20 protein-coding genes and 1 tRNA gene are annotated in these 20,563 nt (G+C 40.7%); 8 read left to right on the forward strand and 13 right to left on the reverse strand.

Translation table 11 applies throughout. From position 1 onward, the window contains the following. Positions 1-14 precede the first annotated feature (14 nt). Entirely contained in the window at positions 15-731 is a 717-nt protein-coding gene (locus NK987_RS20160; protein WP_259265332.1) for a DUF2092 domain-containing protein, read from the reverse strand. A 182-nt stretch (positions 732-913) separates the two neighbouring features. Then, a complete protein-coding gene (locus NK987_RS20165; protein ID WP_258421430.1) occupies positions 914-1,615 on the reverse strand; it encodes a TVP38/TMEM64 family protein in 702 nt (233 codons plus the stop codon). Positions 1,616-1,686: 71 nt separating this feature from the next. On the opposite strand from NK987_RS20165, the gene NK987_RS20170 reads away from it, so the two are divergent. The 4 genes from NK987_RS20170 to NK987_RS20185 all read left to right on the forward strand — a co-directional run bounded on the left by NK987_RS20170 (position 1,687) and on the right by NK987_RS20185 (position 4,506). Then, a complete protein-coding gene (locus NK987_RS20170; RefSeq protein ID WP_259265333.1) occupies positions 1,687-2,832 on the forward strand; it encodes a cystathionine gamma-synthase in 1,146 nt (381 codons plus the stop codon). A 101-nt stretch (positions 2,833-2,933) separates the two neighbouring features. Then, positions 2,934-3,006: transfer RNA gene (locus NK987_RS20175), tRNA-Gly, on the forward strand. Between the two features lie 166 nt (positions 3,007-3,172). Next, positions 3,173-3,886 carry an SDR family oxidoreductase gene (locus NK987_RS20180; RefSeq protein WP_258421432.1) on the forward strand — a complete coding sequence of 238 codons (714 nt, stop codon included), beginning with the start codon at positions 3,173-3,175 and terminating at the stop codon, positions 3,884-3,886. 110 nt (positions 3,887-3,996) lie between these two features. Then, positions 3,997-4,506 (forward strand): GNAT family N-acetyltransferase, encoded by a 510-nt coding sequence (locus NK987_RS20185; RefSeq protein ID WP_259265334.1) that lies wholly within the window; start codon positions 3,997-3,999, stop codon positions 4,504-4,506. Between the two features lie 23 nt (positions 4,507-4,529). On the opposite strand, the gene NK987_RS20190 is transcribed toward NK987_RS20185, so the two are convergent. The 9 genes from NK987_RS20190 to rocF form a co-directional block, all read right to left on the reverse strand. Beyond that, positions 4,530-5,108, reverse strand: coding sequence for a phosphatase PAP2 family protein (locus NK987_RS20190; protein WP_258421434.1), 579 nt, complete (start codon positions 5,106-5,108; stop codon positions 4,530-4,532). Further along, on the reverse strand, positions 5,108-5,503 hold the full coding sequence (locus NK987_RS20195) for a VOC family protein (RefSeq protein WP_259265335.1): 396 nt from the start codon (positions 5,501-5,503) through the stop codon (positions 5,108-5,110). Before NK987_RS20195 ends, NK987_RS20190 begins: the two co-directional genes overlap by 1 nt. 150 nt (positions 5,504-5,653) lie before the next feature. Next, complete coding sequence (locus NK987_RS20200; RefSeq protein ID WP_259265336.1) at positions 5,654-6,367, reverse strand: GDSL-type esterase/lipase family protein; 714 nt, start codon at positions 6,365-6,367, stop codon at positions 5,654-5,656. 77 nt (positions 6,368-6,444) lie between these two features. Then, entirely contained in the window at positions 6,445-6,801 is a 357-nt protein-coding gene (locus NK987_RS20205; RefSeq protein WP_258421437.1) for a translation initiation factor, read from the reverse strand. Position 6,802: 1 nt separating this feature from the next. After that, positions 6,803-7,654 (reverse strand): universal stress protein, encoded by an 852-nt coding sequence (locus NK987_RS20210; protein WP_258421438.1) that lies wholly within the window; start codon positions 7,652-7,654, stop codon positions 6,803-6,805. A 72-nt stretch (positions 7,655-7,726) separates the two neighbouring features. Then, positions 7,727-8,638, reverse strand: coding sequence for a 1,4-dihydroxy-2-naphthoate polyprenyltransferase (locus NK987_RS20215; protein ID WP_259265337.1), 912 nt, complete (start codon positions 8,636-8,638; stop codon positions 7,727-7,729). Between the two features lie 80 nt (positions 8,639-8,718). Next, positions 8,719-9,300, reverse strand: coding sequence for a glutathione peroxidase (locus NK987_RS20220; protein WP_259265338.1), 582 nt, complete (start codon positions 9,298-9,300; stop codon positions 8,719-8,721). Position 9,301: 1 nt separating this feature from the next. Further along, positions 9,302-11,092, reverse strand: a complete 1,791-nt coding sequence (argS, locus tag NK987_RS20225) for an arginine--tRNA ligase (protein WP_259265339.1) — start codon at positions 11,090-11,092, stop codon at positions 9,302-9,304. Between the two features lie 116 nt (positions 11,093-11,208). Continuing rightward, on the reverse strand, positions 11,209-12,159 hold the full coding sequence (rocF, locus tag NK987_RS20230; protein WP_259265340.1) for an arginase: 951 nt from the start codon (positions 12,157-12,159) through the stop codon (positions 11,209-11,211). A gap of 229 nt (positions 12,160-12,388) precedes the next feature. On the opposite strand from rocF, the gene NK987_RS20235 reads away from it, so the two are divergent. Together NK987_RS20235 and NK987_RS20240 are read left to right on the forward strand one after the other, a co-directional pair. After that, entirely contained in the window at positions 12,389-13,681 is a 1,293-nt protein-coding gene (locus NK987_RS20235; protein WP_259265341.1) for an APC family permease, read from the forward strand. After that, positions 13,678-14,823, forward strand: coding sequence for a methionine aminotransferase (locus NK987_RS20240; protein ID WP_259265342.1), 1,146 nt, complete (start codon positions 13,678-13,680; stop codon positions 14,821-14,823). Before NK987_RS20235 ends, NK987_RS20240 begins: the two co-directional genes overlap by 4 nt. Positions 14,824-14,878: 55 nt before the next feature. Here NK987_RS20240 and glgX read toward each other — a convergent pair whose 3' ends face one another. Then, positions 14,879-16,966, reverse strand: coding sequence for a glycogen debranching protein GlgX (gene glgX / locus NK987_RS20245; protein ID WP_259265343.1), 2,088 nt, complete (start codon positions 16,964-16,966; stop codon positions 14,879-14,881). A gap of 311 nt (positions 16,967-17,277) precedes the next feature. On the opposite strand from glgX, the gene NK987_RS20250 reads away from it, so the two are divergent. Both NK987_RS20250 and NK987_RS20255 read left to right on the forward strand, forming a co-directional pair. Then, positions 17,278-17,766: a hypothetical protein gene (locus NK987_RS20250; RefSeq protein WP_259265344.1), complete on the forward strand. Its 489-nt coding sequence runs from the start codon at positions 17,278-17,280 to the stop codon at positions 17,764-17,766. Between the two features lie 126 nt (positions 17,767-17,892). After that, positions 17,893-19,287, forward strand: coding sequence for an arginine decarboxylase (locus NK987_RS20255; protein WP_258421447.1), 1,395 nt, complete (start codon positions 17,893-17,895; stop codon positions 19,285-19,287). A 94-nt stretch (positions 19,288-19,381) separates the two neighbouring features. Here NK987_RS20255 and NK987_RS20260 read toward each other — a convergent pair whose 3' ends face one another. Then, positions 19,382-20,479 carry an alanine racemase gene (locus NK987_RS20260; protein WP_259265345.1) on the reverse strand — a complete coding sequence of 366 codons (1,098 nt, stop codon included), beginning with the start codon at positions 20,477-20,479 and terminating at the stop codon, positions 19,382-19,384. Positions 20,480-20,563: the final 84 nt, after the last annotated feature.

The following is a 20,563-nucleotide window of genomic DNA, read 5'->3' on the forward strand; positions in this document are numbered from 1 at the left end:
CATGGGATTTCAATTCAATAGGTTGATGATTTTGAAACGATTTTTTGACGCCTTGCGCTTTCAGGTACTGTAAAGTCAAAGATTGCTTCAGGTAAATCAGGGTTTAGCTTCCAATTGGAAAATATACCTTCAAACTGCAGCGTTTCACCATCTTTTTTCTCATGGATCACATATCGGGCAGGAAGGGCAAAAGTATCATTGTGGATCCATATTTGAATGTGTTTATCACTTCCTTTGGCAACAATATGGTGGTAATCTCTTCCCTCAAAATGAACCAACCCCACGTAGTAGATACTTTCGCTGTGTTCGATCAAATCATCTGTAAATGAGGGATAAAAGAAATCACCTGCTGGAAAATCAACTCCATAATCCGCATTGACCATATCGATGGTTTCTAGGATGTTGTCAGGAGTCTCAATAAATCCATAGGTATTTGCTGTAAAGGAGTAAAACATAAGCATGTCTGTATTGTACCAATACCCTAATTCTTCTTTGGGACCTTTGGTATGTACATGCATTTTGTCAGGCCCTACCAAATAAACATCATGCATTGAATACTGCCTTAGGATACCTTTGTCAGGGTCATTGACATCTATTCCGGTTTTGAGCTGAAAGCTGCAGGATTTAAGGTTTCCGATAACCTCGCTCATCCGGTCCAATAAGACCACTGCCCTTGCATCTATGGTACTATCCTGTGCCTTTGCACCGAATACCAATAAAAATGCAACCATAAAACAACTTATTTTTTGCATAGACATAAGGAAATTTATAAATGAATACTCTTTAAGGGAAATCTGATATTAAAATTAAAAACTATTGGGACAAACAACTATAGCATTTAAAAAAATCAGGATTGTTTTCTTCAGAGGTGATTCTTTTGGGATTAAAGATTGAAATGTCAATGAGTTGGATTTTAATTTCTTTTTAAAAACCGCCAAATTCCCCATAAACTCAACACCAAAAGAAGTAGGAAAATCCAGGCTTTTCCTGAAATACTTTCCTGATTGATTGCGCTATAGACATCTGTACCAAGAGTTCCGGCCCAAAAGGTAAGAATAGTTCTTGGCAACATTCCGATACTCCCAAAAAGCACAAGTCGTTTCCAACCTACATGAAGTAGGGAAAAAAGCAGATTGGAAACTGCAAACGGAAGCACAGGGCTAAGCCTTCCGAAGAAAACCAATTCTCCCATCCGGTTTCTTTTTGAAGCAATTAAAGTTTTGGCTTTGGGGTATTTGTCTAAAATGAGGTCTAAACTGTTGCCTCCGAGTTTTTTTCCCCAACCATATCCCAGGATAGATGCGATGTTATAAGCTAAAAATAAAAAAGGGAATGCTTCCCAACCAAAAATAAATCCGGACAATCCTGCGACCAACGTCGTGGGCATCAAAGCCATTCCCATTAGGACAGTGACTAAAACCAGATATGAAATGGCTACCAAATAGTCTGAAAAAACCAGATTTTGCAGGTTTTCCGAATAATTGATAAGAATCGGTAAAGCAGAAAAACTTCCAACAGATGGCATCACTGTCACCCAAAGAAGCGCCAAAGCAACGCCGGGATTAATCCTGTATGCAGATTGGAATTCCTTGAATATGCCTTGCTTTTTTTCCATCTTTGGGCCACTGAAGCGTAAAGGAAAACAAAACTTCGGAATTAAACCCAAAGAAATTAGATATCGCAAATATGAAATTTGGAACAAAAGCCATCCACGCCGGCGTAGAACCGGATCCCTCCACCGGAGCCATTATGACTCCTATTTTTCAGACTTCCACATACGTCCAAAAGTCCCCCGGAGTACATAAGGGATATGAATATGCAAGGACACAAAACCCTACAAGAGATGCTTTACAAAAAAACCTTGCTGCTCTGGAAAACGGAAAGCATGGATTGTGTTTTTCATCCGGCCTAGGTGCAATAGATGCAGTTGTCAAATTGCTCAATCCCGGAGATGAGGTGATCAGCACCAATGACCTTTATGGAGGAACTTATAGGATTTTTACCAAAGTTTTTGAGAGGTATGGGATCAAGTTTCATTTTATCTCCATGGAAAATCCTGCTTCTATAGAAGCGTATATAAACAATAACACCAAACTGATCTGGGCTGAGACACCGACCAACCCGATGATGAATATCGTTGATGTAGCCGAAATCGGAAAAGTTGCCAAGAAGCATAATGTGCTTTTCGCTGTGGACAATACATTTGCTACGCCATTTCTCCAAAATCCATTGGCCATGGGTGCTGATATTGTAATGCATTCGGTGACAAAATACCTTGCAGGCCATTCGGATACTGTAATGGGTGCATTGATAGTGAATGACGATGAATTGGCTAAGCAATTGGCATTTATCCAAAATGCATGTGGAGCGACTCCCGGTCCACAGGATTGCTTCCTCGTTTTGCGTGGGATCAAGACACTCCATATCCGTATGGAAAGACATTGCCAAAACGGTGCAAAAGTTGCCCAATTTCTCATATCCCATCCTAAAATCGACAAGGTATATTGGCCGGGTTTTGAGTCGCATCCAAACCATACTGTAGCCAAAAAACAGATGCGAGACTTTGGTGGAATGATTTCTTTTGTCATTAAAGGTGACAGGTTGGAAGATGCTTTGAAGGTTTTGGAAAATATGCATTACTTCTCTTTGGCTGAATCACTTGGTGGAGTCGAGTCTCTTTGCGGCCATCCGGCTACCATGACACATGCCAGTATCCCAAAGGCCGAAAGGGAAAAAGTCGGCTTGGTGGATTCATTGATCAGACTGAGTGTGGGGATTGAAGATGTTGAGGATTTAATCCAAGACTTGTCACAGGCATTGGATTTGGTGTAAATATAAGAGGGAAAAAAATTGGACCTCTTTCAATTTTTTTTCCCGATTTGCAAAGACAGCAATTATTGTTTTCTGAAATTTCCTTAAATTAAAGCTGTTAAGCGGGTGTAGCTCAGTTGGTAGAGCGTCAGCTTCCCAAGCTGAAGGCCGTCGGTTCGAGACCGATTACCCGCTCATTTTTTAACGAACTTTCTTAAGTTTTTTTAAACGGACCAGAAATCAAAAGTATGATTGGAACTTTGGTATTGAAAGTCAAGCCAAAGCAAGTTCTTTTGAACCTCAATTAGATAAATGAGGTTCTATCAATTGACACCAATGTATTTTTAAACCAAATATGACTATGCAAATTCTTGAAAACAAAACAGCACTGATTACCGGCGGAAGCAAGGGGATCGGATATGGAATTGCGGCGGCTTTGATGGCCCAAGGGATGAAAGTTGCTATCACAAGCAGATCTCAGGCGAATGCAAATGAAGCGGCCGCTGAACTCAATAAAATAGGCAAAGGAGAAGCAATCGGAATCAAAGCCGATGTAAGGGATTTTTCCTCCCAAACGCATGCCGTGGAAGCAGTTATGAAAAAATGGGGAAGATTGGACCTCTTGGTAGCAAATGCCGGAGTTGGTTTTTTCGCCTCCATAGATGACATGACACTGGAGCAATGGCATGAAACCATAGATACCAACCTGACAGGAGTTTTCTATAGTTTAAAAGCAGGGATGGAAGGACTGAAAGCCTCCAAAGGGTATTTTATCTCAATTTCCTCTTTGGCAGGTACCAATTTCTTTGTCAATGGTTCGGCGTACAATGCCAGTAAATTTGGAGTGACCGGATTTACCCAAGCGGCAATGCTCGATCTCAGAAAGTATGGAATCCGGGCTACGACCATTATGCCAGGTTCTGTGGCAACCTATTTCAATAACCACCAACCCAATGAAAAAGATGCTTGGAAGATCCAGATTGAAGATTTGGGACAGATGGTGGTGGATTTGATGCACATGCATCCGAGGACACTTCCGAGCAAAATCGAAGTCAGACCAAGTATGCCCGCTTGATATAGGAAAGATCAGCTATAAAATAAATCTCTGTTCAAAATTGATGTTTCGATTTTGAACAGAGATTTTCTATTTTGCCGACTCATTTAATTTTTGTTTAATTGGTATTCGTGGAATTTATTATCGAAACAGACCGGCTATTTTTAAGAAAATTGGAGATTGAAGATTTCCGGTTTGTCATCACCTTGCTTAACAGTCCCGGTTGGCTGAAATATATCGGTGACCGGGGAGTAAAAAATGAAGCGCAGGCAATTGGCTATCTTCAAAGCGGTCCTATTAAAAGTTATTCAGATCATGGTTTTGGTCTGTACAAAGTTGAAGAGAAAATTTCTGGTTTGCCCATAGGTTTTTGCGGACTTCTCAAAAGAGATACTTTAAAGCACCCTGATATGGGCTTTGCTTTATTGCCTGAATTTATGGGAAGAGGCTATGCTTTTGAAGCCGCCAATGCCTGCCTTGATTTTGCCAAAGCCAATCTCGGAATTCCAATCCTGCAGGCGATCGCGCTGCCTGACAATACGTCTTCCATCAGACTTTTAAAAAAATTGGGATTCCATTATCAAAGACCTTTTCAAAACCTTGAAGGGGAAGAGTTGGCGCTTTTTGAACTCCAATTTTAAATCTGTCAGCCAAAATACCGGTGTCAGATCATCAAACCAACTCCTCCGAAAATAATGCCGAGCAGAGAACCTATCACAATTTCTATGAGGTAATGTCTTTTTGTTTCCCACCTTGACCATGATACGGCTAGGGCAAAGACCAAAGAAATTATTCCGGGAAAAATCCCTATACCGAAAATATTGACAACAATATAGAAAGCGATTGCTGCATGCATGGAGGCTTTGATACGAACGTTGACCAATGCCATGGTCAATACCATCATAAAAAATACAAGGGTTTGCAGGATTACTGCCTCAGGGAATTTTAAAACCCAAAATGCCAACAGCAAAACCACAAAAAGACTGATCGCAAATGGGTAGAAACCCATTCTTTGCTTTCGGTCTGACACATCAAAGTTGGAATATTCCCCACTTTTCATTTTCCTCCAATTGTTCCAAATGATAGGAACTGCCACTAAGAAGATTACAAGCAATGAAACCAAGGTCGCCGTTTTGCTTTCAAGATTTTTAAAAGACATGAAGACGACGTACGCATTTCCAAACAGGAGCGGATGCCCTAGGACGGAGACTGTTTTCGCTGTTTTTTCTTTGTTCAGTATCATCAGTTTGGCTGGATCAAATCCCAAAGGTTGCCATACAAATCCTCAAATACAGCCACGGTTCCATATGATTCCACACTTTTGGGCCGGAAGATTTTGATGTTTTGATTCAAAATATTTTGATAATCCCTTTCGAAATCATCGGTATATAAAAATAGAAAAACCCGTCCGCCACTTTGATTGCCTACTGCTTTGAGCTGCTGTTCGCCTGCTGCTTGAGCCAAAAGTATTTCGCATTGACCATATTCATAGCCTGGAGGTGCGATCCTTACCCATCTTTTTGTAGGAGACATTTGGGTATCCTCCAACAATTTGAAATGGAGTTTTTTGGTATAAAATGCGATGGCTTCGTCATAATCCCTGACGACCAAGGCAATCTTTGCAATGAATTGTTTCATTTTATTTCTTTTGATAGATCCGATTGGAGAAGATTAATCGTATCTCCATTCAACCAACTGTTATTTCTATTTCAATGATTTTATTCCTGTTTTTTAGTTTTGGTTAATTTTTTGAATAACGAGGTGACTGATTCAATCAGCCACCTCCTTTTATTTTATGTTTTCGGCTATTGCTAAGGCAATAAGGTCATAGCCATAATCCGAAGGATGGATGCCATCTTCTGAATAAAATGCTGCGAAATTTTTAGTCTTATGGTTGTCAAATGAAATTTGGGAGACCGATTTTTCCAGAGATTCCAATTCTGCGGTAAGGATATTCCTATGCCATCCCAAGAAAAAACGCATGATTGCGGGTATCAGAGGGAATTCATGGACCGGAGGAATCAAAGGAATGGTTACCTTTTCAACCTTTTTTTCTTTGATTAAAAACAAGATGAAGGTTTCTAATTCCTTTTTGAATCTCCAAGGTGGAGTTAGGTTAAAGCAATCATTGGCACCGATGAGGATGATCGCTTTTGAAAAGGAATTTCCTTTTTCGCCTTCGGATTTTTCATATAGTCTCCGAAGGTTTTTGGCCATTAGGCCATTTTCTCCGATGTTGATAATTGAGAATTTCTCACCGGTATGTTTGTAAATCCGGGATGCAAAAGTGGTTTCTGTCCCGGAAGCACCCACACCAGCGGCAGTGGATTCCCCAATAATCAAGAGCTTTGGTTTTGATTCTTTGGCCTCTATTTTCAGGTATTCACTCCTTGATGGAAGTTTGATAATGTTGTTTTTGAGTTTTTTTCCAATAATATAAAGGATTGGGAAAATGGGAATCAAAACAGACATTTCAAAAAAATACAAAAACCGGTTGCGCATGACTTGATCGAAATGATTTAAACAAAACGCCAAGCCTTGGTCCAAAGCTTGGTGCAATATCGTCTGTTCATAAAAGATTATCCTCCCACTTTTTTGGCTTTATATCCTTCCTGTATCAGAATCTGAAGGACTTTGTCGCGATGGTCACCTTGGATGAGAATTTCACCTTCTTTGGCACTTCCTCCGACACCACATTTGCTTTTGAGAATTTTGCCCAGTTCTTTGAGGTCATCATCTGTCCCTACAAAGCCTTCCACCAAAGTCACCTGCTTTCCGCCCCGGGATTTTTTGTCCAACATGACTTTGAGATTTTGTTTTTGGGGAGACAAAGTTTCTTCTTCCTTGTCTCCACCAAAATTAAAAGTGAAATCACTGCTGGTAGAATAGACTACACCGTCTCTTTTCTTCCAATCGTTATTATTCTTTTTTGACATGTTATTTTTTTGATTTCATCGTCCACACCGGCCTTTTGGCGGCATTGACTACATCTTCGGCGATGCTTCCGCTCAGCAGATGCAAAAATCCTGTCCTGCCATGGGTAGCCATCGCGATCATATCTGCATCTACATCGTCCGCAAATTCAAGAATGCCTTCTTCTTCGGAAGTACTGTTATAAATCTGCATGGAAGCAACTTTGATTTCAAAATCTTCCACAAAGCTTTTCATTTTTTCCATGGAAGTCCTTGTGCTTTCAAACATTGAAGGGGTGTTAATTTTAACCAAATGAAGCTCTGCATCGATGGTGTTGATTGCTGCCTTCAATCTATCGATCACTTCACCTGGCACATTGGAAAAGTCACTTGCAAAAATCACTTTTCGGATGCTATCTGCTGAGATAGGTCCTTTGATGGTAATGACCGGGCAGGAGGCATGTCTTACGACTTTTTCAGTGTTACTTCCTATCAGAACTTCTTCCATACCGGATGAACCCTTACTGCCCATGATCACAATATCTGCCTTAGCATCCACTATTTCTTTTGAAATACCGGCAAATGGATTTCCAAAGACCATCTTGGTTTCAAATTTAAATCCGCTGTCTTTGAATTCCTCCTCTAGGGCAGCCATCTGTTTTTTTCTCTTTTCGATCAATTCGATCATAAAAATCTGATTGGACTCACTGCTAAATGACCCAACTTCCCCTATTGTCGAAAAACTCTGGGGCGAAGGAAGCTCAATGACGTGAAGGAGCTCAAGTTTGTTTTTTGTCCTTTTTGCCATTTCTGTGGCAAATTCAAAAGCATAGTCTGCTTCTTTGGAAAAATCATAAGGAACGAGAATTGTTTTCATGGTATAGGGTGTTTATTGATGCAGGAAAATACAAAAATTACCTCAAACCTTTAAGTAACTAACTCTTTTTATCTAAAAAAATAATATTCCAATACCAAAAACAATAACCCATAACAAAGTGGAAATTGCCATTTTTTTCAGGTAAGGATCCAGGTCTCGGGCCTCGGTTTTATTGGCTACAGCATTGCCGACTTTGGCCATTAAAGGAAATACTGCCAAAGCTACCAAGCAGCCATAATTTTCATTGGTGATAGAAAAGAAAACCAGCGAAACATTCCCTCCAATGATCAATGCCCAATTGTAAATCACCGCTTTTTCTCTTCCGATTCGGACAGGAATTGATTTCTTTCCTGCCTTAGTATCCGCCTTGATATCCCGTATATTATTGATATTCAATACAGTTGAACTAAAAAAACCCAATGAAACCGCAGGAAAAACAATACTCCAATCAAAAGAGAGTGAATGGAGAAAATAGGTACCCATAACTCCCAAAAGACCAAAAAACAAGAAAACAGAAATATCCCCCAATCCAACATATCCATAAGGCTTGCTTCCTGAGGTATAAGTCACAGCAGCAATGATGGCCGCTATTCCCAAACCCAAAAACAAAAGAAATATTTTCCAATCCTGAAGGGAAATGTACAACAAAGCCAATCCTGAAATAAGGGAAAGTGTCCCAAACAAGAACATTGCTTTTTTCATTTCTTCCAGACTGATGACCCCGGACTGAACTGCCCTTATCGGTCCTTCTCTATCTGCGGAATCTGCACCATGGATGCTATCACCATAGTCGTTTCCAAGATTGGATAGTATCTGAAGAAAAATTGTCGTCAATGCTGCCAAAAGAAACACCCAAAGACGAAATTGATCTTGGAAAGCTGCAAGAAATGAACCCATTAAAATACTGGATAAAGCCAAGGGGAGGGTTCTCAAACGGATGGCATGCATCCAAGCTTGCTTTTTATTGGATAAGGTGACTTCCACTTTTTGATTTTGGATCAAAACTAATAAAAAGACCTGTTTTCGGAAGGAAAACAGGTCTGATTCTCACAATAAATATTTTCTTATTCAGCGATCAACTGGAGGATTTCTTCATCCATAGGCTTCACTGAGGAAGCGAAAAACTTCACAAGTTCCCCTTTTTCATTGATGAAGTATTTACAGAAGTTCCATGTAGGTTCTTTGTCATTCCATCCATTTAGGTCTTTGTCTGAAAGCCATTTGTAAAGGGGAGCTTTGTCATCACCTTTTACGGATATTTTGTCCATCATCATAAAGGTGACACCAAACTTGGAAGAGCAAAATTCTTTGATTTCCTCATTGGTTCCAGGTTCCTGACCACCAAAATTATTGGCAGGAAAACCGATGATCGTCACCTCATCTCCATGTTCCTGATGAAGTTTTTGGAGGTCTTCATACTGTTTGGTATAGCCACACTTTGAGGCTACATTCACCAATAGTAGTTTCTTTCCTTTGAATTGGGAGAAATCGACTTCCTGACCATTGATGTCTTTCATTTTAAAATCGTAAAAGGATTTTTCCATCATCATTTGATCTAGTGGTACATTGTTGGTTGGTTCTTGCTTTTGGATAAAACCAGTGAAGGCTAAAGCGATGATTGCGAAAGTGCTTAGGATTTTTTTCATATTACATTCTGTCTGGGACTTTGATACCTAATAACTGCATGCCCTTGCGGATTGTTTTGGCGGTGATGGCAGAAATTGCAATCCGGAAAGATTGGACTTTCGGGTCATTCTCGTGGAATATAGACAATTCCGCATAGAATCGGTTATAATCTTTTGCTAAGTCAAATAAATATTGCGCCAATACGGAAGGTGAATATTCATCCCCTGCGGCTGTGATTTTTTTCTCAAACTCATTTAACACCACGATCAAATCCCTTTCAGCAGGTTCGAGTTTGTCTAATCCTTCAAATCCCGCACTGCTGTAATCTACTCCGATCTGATCGGCTTTGCGCAGAATCGAGGCGATCCTCGCATGTGAATATTGGATAAATGGACCTGTATTTCCCTGAAATTCAATGGATTCTTGGGGGTTGAAAAGCATCCTTTTCTTGGGATCAACTTTGAGTAAGAAATATTTCAAAGCACCCATTCCCAATATTTCATAGAGTTCAGCGGCTTTTTCAGCACTGAAACCATCGATTTTTCCCAACTCTTTGGTGTGGCTTTCGGCAGTCTCGATCATTTCCTGCATGAGGTCATCTGCATCCACGACGGTCCCTTCACGGGATTTCATCTTTCCGGTAGGCAAATCTACCATTCCGTAGGATAAGTGATACAGACCATCTCCATAAGGACGATCTAGCTTGCGCATGATCTTGAACAACACATCGAAATGGTAATCCTGCTCGTTGCCGACTACATAGACCGATTTGTCAAAATGGAAATCCTGGTATTTCAATTCGCAGGTTCCCATGTCTTGGGTAATGTAGACCGAAGTGCCATCTGATCTTAGGACTAATTTTTCGTCCAGACCTTCAGCTGACAGGTCCACCCATACAGAACCGTTTTCTTTTTTGAAGAATACTCCTTTTTCAAGTCCTTCATCGACAATGTTTTTCCCCAAAAGGTAGGTATCAGATTCGTAATAAAACTTGTCAAAATCAACACCCATCTTTTTGTAAGTGGCGTCAAATCCCTCATACACCCATCCGTTCATGGTTTTCCAAAGGTCAACGACGTCTTTGTCTCCTGCCTCCCAAAGCCTCAGCATTTCCTGAGCTTCGAGCATCAAGGGTGCATTTTTCTTGGCCTGCTCTTCTGTTTGGCCTTCGGTTACAAGCTGTTGGATTTCTTTTTTGTATTCCTTATCAAAAATCACATAGTATTTACCTGCCAAATGGTCTCCTTTTAGTCCGCTTGAAGAAGGGGTTTCTCCATTGCCGTGGTGTCTGTATGCCACCATCGACTTGCAGATATGGATGCCACGGTCATTGACGAGGTTGGCTTTGACTACCTCATAGCCGTTGGCTTTCAGGATTTCAGCAACGGAATAGCCCAGGAAATTATTCCTCAAGTGTCCAAGATGCAGCGGCTTGTTGGTATTGGGGCTGCTGTATTCGACCATTACCTTTTTTCCGTTTGCGGGAAGTTGGCCCAAATCCGGATTGCTGTAGATCTTTGAAAAAATATTCAACCAAGAGGTTTCGCTCACAGAGATGTTTAAGAAACCTTTGACAATATTGAAAGTGGATACCACATCACAGTTTGCCACGAGATATTCCCCGATTTTTGCACCCGAAGCCTCAGGATTGAGTTTGGTGATTTTCAAAAACGGAAACACCACAAATGTAAAAGTCCCTTCAAACTCCTTTCGGGTAGGTTGTAGGGCAAGTTCTTCTAAAGTTGCCTGATGACCAAAAAGCTCTTGAAAAGCTTGTTGAATGCTGGCTGTTATTTTCTGTTCTATATTCATGAAATAGACATGAGACGTGAGATATGAGACTTGAGACTGTGACCATCGATCGGTATTAGTATCTCTTTCTCAGTTTTTAAATTTTATACTTTAATTAACCAAATAACCAAATAACCCTAAAAATGATCTACCAATGACTTGGTAGTCGCTTCAAGAATATCAAAGGCATTTTCGGCCATCAGGTTTTCGGAATCAAGGGTTGGGTTCACCTCGACGATTTCCCAACAGCAAACCCGCTTGTCTTTGATCAACTCTGTATTGAGTTCAAGGGCTTCTTTTACTGTTAATCCATTGGCGACAGGCGTTCCTGTGCCCATTGAGATAGATGAGTCCAAGCTGTCCACATCAAAGGATATGTAAATCTGATCACAATTCCCCAGGATATTCAGGGCTTCAGCTGCCACTTTGGTGATGCCAAGGTTCCTGACTTCTTCTGTGGAGAAATTTTTGATCCCGTGTTTTTTGATCAGAAAATCCTCAGGAGTTTCGGTATCCCTGACGGAAATAAAGACAATGTCCTCGGCTTTGATTTTTGGGGCATCCCCGCCGATTTTTTTAATTTTCTCCCAATACTGAACGGTCTCTTCAGCAGGCTGATTGACTTCGCAATCCCTGTTGTCGGTCTGAATGCACATCGCTAAAGGCATGCCGTGCATATTTCCTGATGGGGTGGTGTAAGGAGTATGGAGGTCTGCATGGGCGTCAATCCATATTACCCCGAGCCTTTTGTCAGGATGTGCAGCCTTGATTCCCATGATGGTACCTGCAGCTGTGGAATGGTCTCCTGCCAATACGATAGGAAATAATTTTTCCAATCTCAGGGACTCAATGGTGCTGTATACATTTTTCAAAACCTGATAGACGCCATCGATGTACTTGGCATGTGGATGTTTGTTTCCTTTCCAAAGAAAGTTGTTGGCATCCGGGACATTGATCGGGTCAAACCTGGTAAAGAAATCCGAAGTTTTGTCAAGACTTGCAATTTTGAGGGCGTCGATGCCTAAGCTTGCGCCTCTTGTGCCGGCCGCAATTTCCGATCTGACCTCAACCAATTTTATATCTCTCATAGATGGGTTATCTGGGTTTTATTCAATATTTCTTCTATTGAAGTGGCGCAAAAGTAGTCAAAAAAAGGCTGAAATACCATTTGAAAAGATTCATTTGAGAAAGTGAATAGCATAGAAACTGGGAATTTTTCCTTCGGGAAATATTGGATTTTTGAGATTTGGTGATATTTCAATATTTCTGTTTTAATTAGTGGGGTCTGACTTTCTAAAACCTCAGGAATATGAATCCATGAACATCAAAAATAAAATCGGTTGGAAAACTGCTTCAGGCTTGGTGATTGCCAATATGATCGGAACGGGAGTTTTTACCAGTCTAGGTTTTCAGGTTCTCGACAGTCAAAATACCTGGAGTATCATCATCCTTTGGGTGATTGGGGGAATGATGGCATTGGTAGGGGCTTTTGTTTATGCCGAGCTTGGGACGCATTTCAAACAATCGGGAGGGGATTACATTTTTCTTTCATGGACCATCCATCCTACTGCAGGTTACCTTTATGCATGGGTGTCACTTACTGTGGGGTTTTCAGCACCCATTTCTATTGCAGCCATGGCCATGGTCGAGTATTGGGAGCCATTGATAGGTTTTCACAATAGCAGGTCTATCGGTATGGCGGCGATTTTGATGATGGGTTTGTTTCATTCCTTTTCAGTCAACCAATCAGGGCTTGTACATAATATTCTCACCGGGATCAAGTTGCTTTTTGTTTTTGTGCTTATCGGGTTGGGGTTCGGATATGCGTCAGTCCTCTCAGAAAGCAGTTTTGATTTCAGTTCTTCTTGGAAAGGTGAGATTTTAGCTCCGGGATTTGCGGTCTCTCTGATATATGTTTTTTATGCATACACAGGATGGAATTCTGCAGCTTACATCGTAGAGGAGATCAAAGAACCCCGTAAAAGCCTTCCCAAGGCATTGATCTCAGCAGCTTTTCTTGTAATGGTTGTTTATGTTTTGTTGCAGTTGGTTTTTCTCAAACATGCCTCCATAGAACAGCTACAGGGAAAAGTTCAGGTAGCTACCCTTGCATTTGGCAACCTTTTTGGATTGGATGGGGTGTTTTGGATCAGTCTATTTATTGGAATCCAGCTAATTGCCACGATAAGTGGCTATACTTGGGTAGGTCCCAGGATTACCAATGCAATGGCCAAAGAATATACATTTTGGAAGCCACTGTCAGTGGTCAATAAGAATGGAATTCCTGTCCGGGCAATATGGTTCAATACTGCAGTCAGTTTGCTTTTGATGTTTTCGGGATCATTTGAGTCGATCATGTTGTATGCCGGTTTTGTCCTACAGGTCATGGGGACTTTGACGATAGCAGCTTCTCTCAGGCTTAAAAATAGGTCCGGATTCCAAAGTCCCTTCCGCCCTTGGCTTCAAATAGTTTACATCCTCTTTAGCCTTTGGGTAATGGTTTTCATGGTTTACGACCGTCCAAAAGAAAGCCTTTTTGGATTGGGGATAATCTTTGTAGGTTTCTTACTTTACCAGTTTGATACATTGAATAAGCCAACTTCTTTATGATATCCTCTAAACTTCCCGATGTCGGTACCACCATCTTTACAGTCATGTCTAAGTTGGCCACGGATTGTAATGCCATCAACTTGGCACAGGGCTTTCCCGGATTTGATTGCTTTCCTTTCTTACATGACTTGGTGACCAAATACATAAGTGAGGGATACAACCAATATGCTCCCATGAGTGGTGTACCGATCTTCAAGCAAAGGATTGCCGAAAAGACGAAATTGGTATATGGGGTGGATTTCAATGGAGAATCGGAAGTCACTGTCGTTTCGGGTGCAACTGAAGCACTTTTCGCGGCTGTGACGGCTGTGGTGAGACCCGGAGATGAGGTGATTTTGCTCGAACCTTCCTATGACAGCTATGCGCCAGCAGTGGTATTGAATGGGGGAGTACCTGTGTATGTGTCACTTAATTTGCCGGACTTTTCGGTGGATTGGGACAAAGTCAAATCTGCCATCACTGACAAAACCCGCCTGATCATGGTAAATACTCCCCACAATCCATGTGGCTATGTCTGGACTCAGGAAGATTTGGATACCTTGGCAGAATTGATCCAAGGCAAAGAAATATATGTCGTCAGCGATGAAGTTTATGAGCATATTACATTTGATGGAAGAAAGCATTTGCCATTGTTCAGTCATCCACTGCTCAAAGAAAGGACTTTTGCCTGTGGTTCCTTTGGAAAGACTTTTCATATCACAGGATGGAAAATCGGATATTGCCTTGCACCGGAAAAACTGACTGTTGAATTCCGGAAAATCCATCAGTTTCTGACCTTCAGTACAGCCACTCCTTTACAATATGCTTTGGCGGACTTTATGGTGGAGCCTTCGAGATATCTTCATCTCAATGATTTTTATCAAAATAAAAGGGATTTGTTTTGTCAGGGTTTGAAAAATACGCCGTTTGAATTTACCCCCTCGCAGGGTAGTTTCTTTCAGACTGTTTATTATGGACACCTTTCCCAAGAATCAGACTATGACCTTGCGATCAGAATGACCAAAGAATTGGGGGTTGCAAGTATTCCTGTTTCGGTGTTTTACCATGACAAAACAGACCACAAATTATTGAGATTTTGTTTTGCCAAAGAGGATGATGTTTTGGAAAAAGCCTTGAACTTACTCCAAAAACCATTTTTTTGAAATTGTTAATTTACTTCGTCAATCCAATTTTCCTTTTGATAAAAAAACAGAAGGCTTATTCGATTTTGGTAAAAAGGATGGCGATAGAATGGGATTTGACCAAATATGAATTTTCAATGTGATTGCTGGCATCTGACCAAAGGCAAATATCTTTGGGACTTTCAAAACTGGTATCGATCCATCTTCTCCAGCTTACTTTTTTGGCATCAATGGTTTTTGGGATTTCAAATGTTAAATCCTGATTATAGGAGTTGATCAGGTAGTGCATGGCCATTTTCCTATTGAGAGACAAAATGGTCATGGCAATGCTCAGCGAGGAAGGAGACCAGTCGGGCTGATGGAGTTTGACACCGTGCCATTGGATTTTTGACTGCAGGAGCAACTCCTTGAGGCTCATATTAAAATTGGATTGGGAAGTTTCTCTCAATAACCGTTTTTTGATCAGGATTTTTACAAACCTGAATATGTCTGCATTTTTCTCAACTAGATCCCAATCAAACCAAGTGAGTTCATTGTCTTGACAATACGCGTTGTTATTGCCTTGTTGGGTGTGTAGGATTTCATCTCCCATCAATATCATCGGTGCACCCAATGACAATAAGGTTACTGTGAAGAAATTTTTGATCTGTCTATTGCGAAGTGCCAAGATCTTGGGATTATCAGTAGGACCTTCCACTCCGCAATTCCAGCTGAGGTTGTCATTGTGACCGTCACGGTTATTTTCACCGTTGGCCATGTTGTGTTTGATATTATAGGAAACAAGGTCATTCAAGGTAAATCCATCATGGCAAGTGACAAAATTGATGCTTTGCTCCAATTCCCTGTTTTTGGATTCATACATGTCAGGGCTACCGATCAGACGGGTCACGAAATCCCCTACTTTTCCTTTGTCTCCACGGAGGAAACTGCGGGCATCATCCCTAAATCTCCCGTTCCATTCTTTCCAGCTGTCTCCTGTGAAATTACCCACTTGGTACAAGCCCGAAGCGTCCCAAGCTTCTGCGATCAGCTTGGTGCCGGCCAAAATCGGATCTGATTCAATGTCCCAAAGGATCGGGGCATTTTCTATGGGATTGCCTTTTTCGTCCCTTGACAAGATAGAAGCAAGGTCAAACCTAAATCCATCCACATGCATATCCCTCACCCAGAAGTGAAGGCTTGAAATGATCATCTTTCGGACGATGGATTGATTGGCATTTAGGGTATTGCCGGTTCCTGAATAGTTTTTGTACTTGGATTTGTCATTGTCGAGGATATAATAGATGCTGTTGTCTATCCCCCGAAAGGTATATGTAGGTCCTTCTTCGTGGTTTTCTGATGTATGGTTAAATACCACATCCATAATGACTTCCAAGCCTGCACGGTGGAGGGCTTTGACCATATCCCTGAATTCATCCAAAACCTTTAAGGGGTTTTCCGGATCGGTACTGTAACCCTGATGCGGTGCAAAAAACGAAATCGGACTATATCCCCAGTAGTTGGTTTTGCCTTCGGGGGCATCCTGCACATCAAACTGAAAAACAGGCAATAATTCAACCGCCGTGATTCCGAGCTCTACGAGATAAGGGATTTTTTCAATCAGCCCTGCAAAAGTCCCCTGTTTATCCGGCGCAACTCCTGAGTTTGGATTTTTGGTAAATCCACCGACATGCATTTCATAGATTACTGTGGAGGAGAAAGCTCTTCTAGGATGGATATCTCCTTCCCAATCATACAATCCCAAATCCACGATCACGCTTTTCAGTGATTGGGCATCCTCTTTTCCAAATTTGCTGAGCGCTTTTCTGTTAAATTGAGGTGGAACAGCCAATGACTTTGCATAGGGATCCACCAAAACTTTGGAAGAGTCAAACCTGTGCCCCTTTGCTGGTTCAAATGGTCCATGGATGCGGTAGCCATAAAGTTGGCCTGCTTTGACTCCTGCAATGAAAATATGCCAATAATGATAGGTTTTGTTTTTTGCGGAGTCAAGTCGAAAAACATGACTAGGTTCAATATCAGCTACATCGTTGAAAAACAACAATTCCACCCAAATCGCATTTTTTGAGAAAAGACAAAAATTGACTCCTTCAGGCGATATGCTTGGGCCAATTGGGAAACTTTGGCCAACTGAAGTAAAATAAGTTTTGATTGAGTTAGACATTGGGTGAATTTGTCTAGGTATAAATAGAGGGTCGAATTAAGCTTGTTTTTAGGCTTTAAACAAGAAAAATATACATCCTGTTTTCAAATATTTTTCATCTTTTATGTTGAAAAATTTCAATCAAGAGGTCAATTAATTTAAAAACCACAAAAAACAGCAATAAATTTAAAATTATGACGCTTGTAAAAAAATTAATCATCAATTTAATACCCTATAAAAATGATAGACTAATTAGGATAATTAAAATCCGCTATTTATATTTGAAGCATGGTTTTGAATAAACCGCATTCAAAAAGAAAAAACATCATCACATGGCCTCTCAAATCTCTACCCAGCAAGCCCTAGTTCAAGAGTCATTCACTTTTAAAGGTGTATCTAAAAGAACTAAAATCCTTAACACTGCAGTAAATGTTGTAGACATGATAATGGCAAGTGAGATGGTAGAATTGACAGGTCAGGGTTCTTTTCATTTCCCGAATTTTCCTGAAGCAAACAAGAGTTTTCAGGTTCTTTATTTTAAGCTTGCTTTTGATTTTGAAGGATTAAGAGGGTTATTCAATGGATTGATCAGTATTGGTCAACCAAAAGGCGTGATATTGGAATTTGAAAGGGAATTGAATTCTTACACTTTGAAGTTCTACACTGCAGATAAATTGTCTGTTGCTCAATATTTTGCAAAAATCACCAAGGTGATTTCAGAGGAAATCAGGTTTAAAAGTATCCTGAAACAAATAATTGAAAACCAAAAGTCATTTGAAGCGGAAGGCCAACTGCTTCGAAATGAGTTTTTCGCAAAATAGTTCTCTCCGATTAAATTTGTTGGAAAGGGGAAGGTCCATATGGATTTTCCCCTTTTTTCATTTGAATTGCCAATATTAAAAGCAAATTTTACGCTGCGGTTTTAATTTTCCATACCCTGATTTGAAATGAATAAATACATCGACCTGATCCAACAGACTTTTGACTTTCCTACCAAAGAATTTAATGTAGAAAACAATGAGTTACACTTCAACGGTGTCAATCTCATGGAAATCATCAAAACCTACGGAACTCCTTTAAAGCTTACTTATCTTCCGAAGATTTCTGAAAACATTCAGAATGCAAAGACTTTTTTTGGCAATGCCATCGAAAAGCATAATTACAAGGGAAAGTATACTTATTGTTATTGTACCAAGTCGTCTCATTTCAGCTTTGTATTGAATGAAGCATTGAAAAATGACATCCACATAGAGACATCTTCTACTTTTGACATTCCTTTGGTCAGGAATCTGTACGCGCAGGGATTGATCACCAAGGATACTTTTATCGTATGCAATGGATTCAAAAGGCAGCTTTATAAGCAATACATCACTGAGTTGCTCAATGATGGTTTTGTCAACTGTGTGCCCATTTTGGATAACCTTGGGGAGATAGATTATTATTTGGAACATGTCAAAGTTCCATTTCAGGTAGGAATCAGGATCGCTGCGGATGAAGAACCGAAATTTGGGTTTTATACCTCTAGGCTTGGAGTCAGGTACAATGACATCATTTCACTCTATGAGGAGAAAATCAAAAACAATCCAAATGTCTCCCTCAAAATGCTCCACTTTTTCCTTAATTCAGGAATAAAGGATACAGCTTACTATTGGTCCGAATTGACAAGATTTATCCAAAAATATGTGGACTTGAAAAAGGTGGCCCCTTCCTTGGATACCATGGACATCGGTGGCGGTTGGCCGATCAAAACCAATGTGTTTTTTGATTATGACTACCAATATATGGCAGAGCAGATTGTCAAAAACATAAAGTGGATGTGTGCTAAAAACCACACAGACGAACCTAACATTTTCACCGAATTCGGAAGCTATACTGTTGGAGAAAGCGGAGCGGTGCTCTATTCTATTTTGGATGAAAAACTCCAAAATGACAAGGAACTTTGGTATATGATAGATGGTAGTTTCATCACCCAATTGCCGGACAGTTGGGGATTGAACCAAAAATACATCATGCTCGCCGTGAATAATTGGGATGAGGAATACCACAATATTTCGCTCGGCGGATTGACTTGCGACAGCATGGATTATTATAACTCTGAGGCGCACCAATACAATATTTATCTCCCAAAAATAGAAGAAGGCAGAAAGCAGTACATAGGATTTTTCCACACGGGCGCCTATCAAGAGTCTCTTGGCGGGTATGGCGGGATCCAACATTGCCTTATTCCTGCACCTAAGCATGTGATTATAGATCGGGAAACCAACGGAAGCATCAAGCATTGGCTTTTTGCAGCTGAGCAAACAAGTGACAGCATGATGAAAGTCCTCGGTTATGAGAAATAAAAAAAGGGGTGGTTTTATAAAACCACCCCTTTTTTTTGGTTGTTGATTTTTGAAATAATATAGAGAGTTGCCTATAAGAAGGTTCACAATTTTTTTACCCCTCTGCGTGATCGACTTTCTGTCCGTTTATTGTGGTGTATCCCTTCATACAATCCGCAGTCATGCAGCTGTGAATCGGAAGAATACCAAGTAAGTCTCCGACTTTTATATGGGATAACAATTCGTCAGATGCCTTGATGATGCCATGCTCCTGTGAAATACTTTTTAAAAAAGACCGCTGTGAAGGGATTTTCCAACCTGTTTCCGTCAGGTAGACCACTTCACCAAAATTTTTCCCTCCATCAGGTTCGGACAGAACATCTTTGGCAAGATGGACGCCGCCACCATGAATCAGGATTTCTTTTCTTTCTCTTTTGATATCGACCACAGGAACAGCCAAAGCAACGGCGACATCCTCTCTTTTGCAGCTACCCAAGGCCACCTGCATCAAGTCATAAAACACAAAGTTGCCTGGTCCCAGCTCATCAATATCCCCAAAATCCTCAATCACCGAACAGCCCGGTGTATCTCCAGTTCTGGTGATTAGATCGGGATATTCTGACCGGTATTTGCTCTTTAGCATGCCTAACGCAGCACGGGTTTGCTCATATAATTTTTGAATGTCTTTTTCATAATAAGAATGTCCGGCATGTAGATAGAATCCCTTGAATTTGAGTTTGTCAGTGCTTTTTGCTTTTCGAAGAATAGCCTCTATCAATCCAAAATCTGATACCTCTACTCCGGTACGGCCATAACCTGCATCTATTTCAATAAAAAAGCCTACAGGGTTTTCAAGTTCCTTTGCGAGTTTTTCGGTGACTGCCTCATTGATAAGCTGCACCGATAATGACTGGTTTTTGGCAAGGTCGCTCAGGTTTTTGGTTTCTAGAGGATTAAAAGGAAATGCGATGTGGATGTTGTCCCAACCTTGCCCACAAAAGTATGCTGCCATCTTGATGGAGGAAACGGTGATTTCTCTGATGCCATATTCCATGGCCCATTTTCCTACCAGGTGAGATTGTGGGGTTTTAAAGTGAGGGACGAGCTTTTTCCCGTTTCTTTTGGCTTTTTCCGACATTACTTGAAGATTGTGTCGGCAGATTTTTTCATCAAGCAAAAGGGTAGGAGAGGTGATATCAGAAAGAACAGGCATGGATTTGACGGTTTTTGATTGGAAATTGAAAGTAGGGAAATTGGTCCAATCAAAAAAAAATCCTTAAGCCGATCATCAAAATAA

The sequence above is a fragment of the Aquiflexum gelatinilyticum genome (assembly GCF_024813435.1).
GTDB classification, from domain to species: domain Bacteria; phylum Bacteroidota; class Bacteroidia; order Cytophagales; family Cyclobacteriaceae; genus Cognataquiflexum; species Cognataquiflexum gelatinilyticum.

Excerpts from the sequence above, each read along its gene's own strand:
- NK987_RS20160 (WP_259265332.1), bottom strand. The coding sequence starts at position 731 with ATGGTTGCATTTTTATTGGTATTCGGTGCAAAGGCACAGGATAGTACC.
- NK987_RS20165 (WP_258421430.1), bottom strand. The coding sequence starts at position 1,615 with ATGGAAAAAAAGCAAGGCATATTCAAGGAATTCCAATCTGCATACAGG.
- NK987_RS20170 (WP_259265333.1), top strand. The coding sequence starts at position 1,687 with ATGAAATTTGGAACAAAAGCCATCCACGCCGGCGTAGAACCGGATCCC.
- NK987_RS20180 (WP_258421432.1), top strand. The coding sequence starts at position 3,173 with ATGCAAATTCTTGAAAACAAAACAGCACTGATTACCGGCGGAAGCAAG.
- NK987_RS20190 (WP_258421434.1), bottom strand. The coding sequence starts at position 5,108 with ATGATACTGAACAAAGAAAAAACAGCGAAAACAGTCTCCGTCCTAGGG.
- NK987_RS20195 (WP_259265335.1), bottom strand. The coding sequence starts at position 5,503 with ATGAAACAATTCATTGCAAAGATTGCCTTGGTCGTCAGGGATTATGAC.
- NK987_RS20200 (WP_259265336.1), bottom strand. The coding sequence starts at position 6,367 with ATGCGCAACCGGTTTTTGTATTTTTTTGAAATGTCTGTTTTGATTCCC.
- NK987_RS20205 (WP_258421437.1), bottom strand. The coding sequence starts at position 6,801 with ATGTCAAAAAAGAATAATAACGATTGGAAGAAAAGAGACGGTGTAGTC.
- NK987_RS20210 (WP_258421438.1), bottom strand. The coding sequence starts at position 7,654 with ATGAAAACAATTCTCGTTCCTTATGATTTTTCCAAAGAAGCAGACTAT.
- NK987_RS20220 (WP_259265338.1), bottom strand. The coding sequence starts at position 9,300 with ATGAAAAAAATCCTAAGCACTTTCGCAATCATCGCTTTAGCCTTCACT.
- argS (WP_259265339.1), bottom strand. The coding sequence starts at position 11,092 with ATGAATATAGAACAGAAAATAACAGCCAGCATTCAACAAGCTTTTCAA.
- rocF (WP_259265340.1), bottom strand. The coding sequence starts at position 12,159 with ATGAGAGATATAAAATTGGTTGAGGTCAGATCGGAAATTGCGGCCGGC.
- NK987_RS20235 (WP_259265341.1), top strand. The coding sequence starts at position 12,389 with ATGAACATCAAAAATAAAATCGGTTGGAAAACTGCTTCAGGCTTGGTG.
- NK987_RS20240 (WP_259265342.1), top strand. The coding sequence starts at position 13,678 with ATGATATCCTCTAAACTTCCCGATGTCGGTACCACCATCTTTACAGTC.
- glgX (WP_259265343.1), bottom strand. The coding sequence starts at position 16,966 with ATGTCTAACTCAATCAAAACTTATTTTACTTCAGTTGGCCAAAGTTTC.
- NK987_RS20250 (WP_259265344.1), top strand. The coding sequence starts at position 17,278 with ATGGCCTCTCAAATCTCTACCCAGCAAGCCCTAGTTCAAGAGTCATTC.
- NK987_RS20255 (WP_258421447.1), top strand. The coding sequence starts at position 17,893 with ATGAATAAATACATCGACCTGATCCAACAGACTTTTGACTTTCCTACC.
- NK987_RS20260 (WP_259265345.1), bottom strand. The coding sequence starts at position 20,479 with ATGCCTGTTCTTTCTGATATCACCTCTCCTACCCTTTTGCTTGATGAA.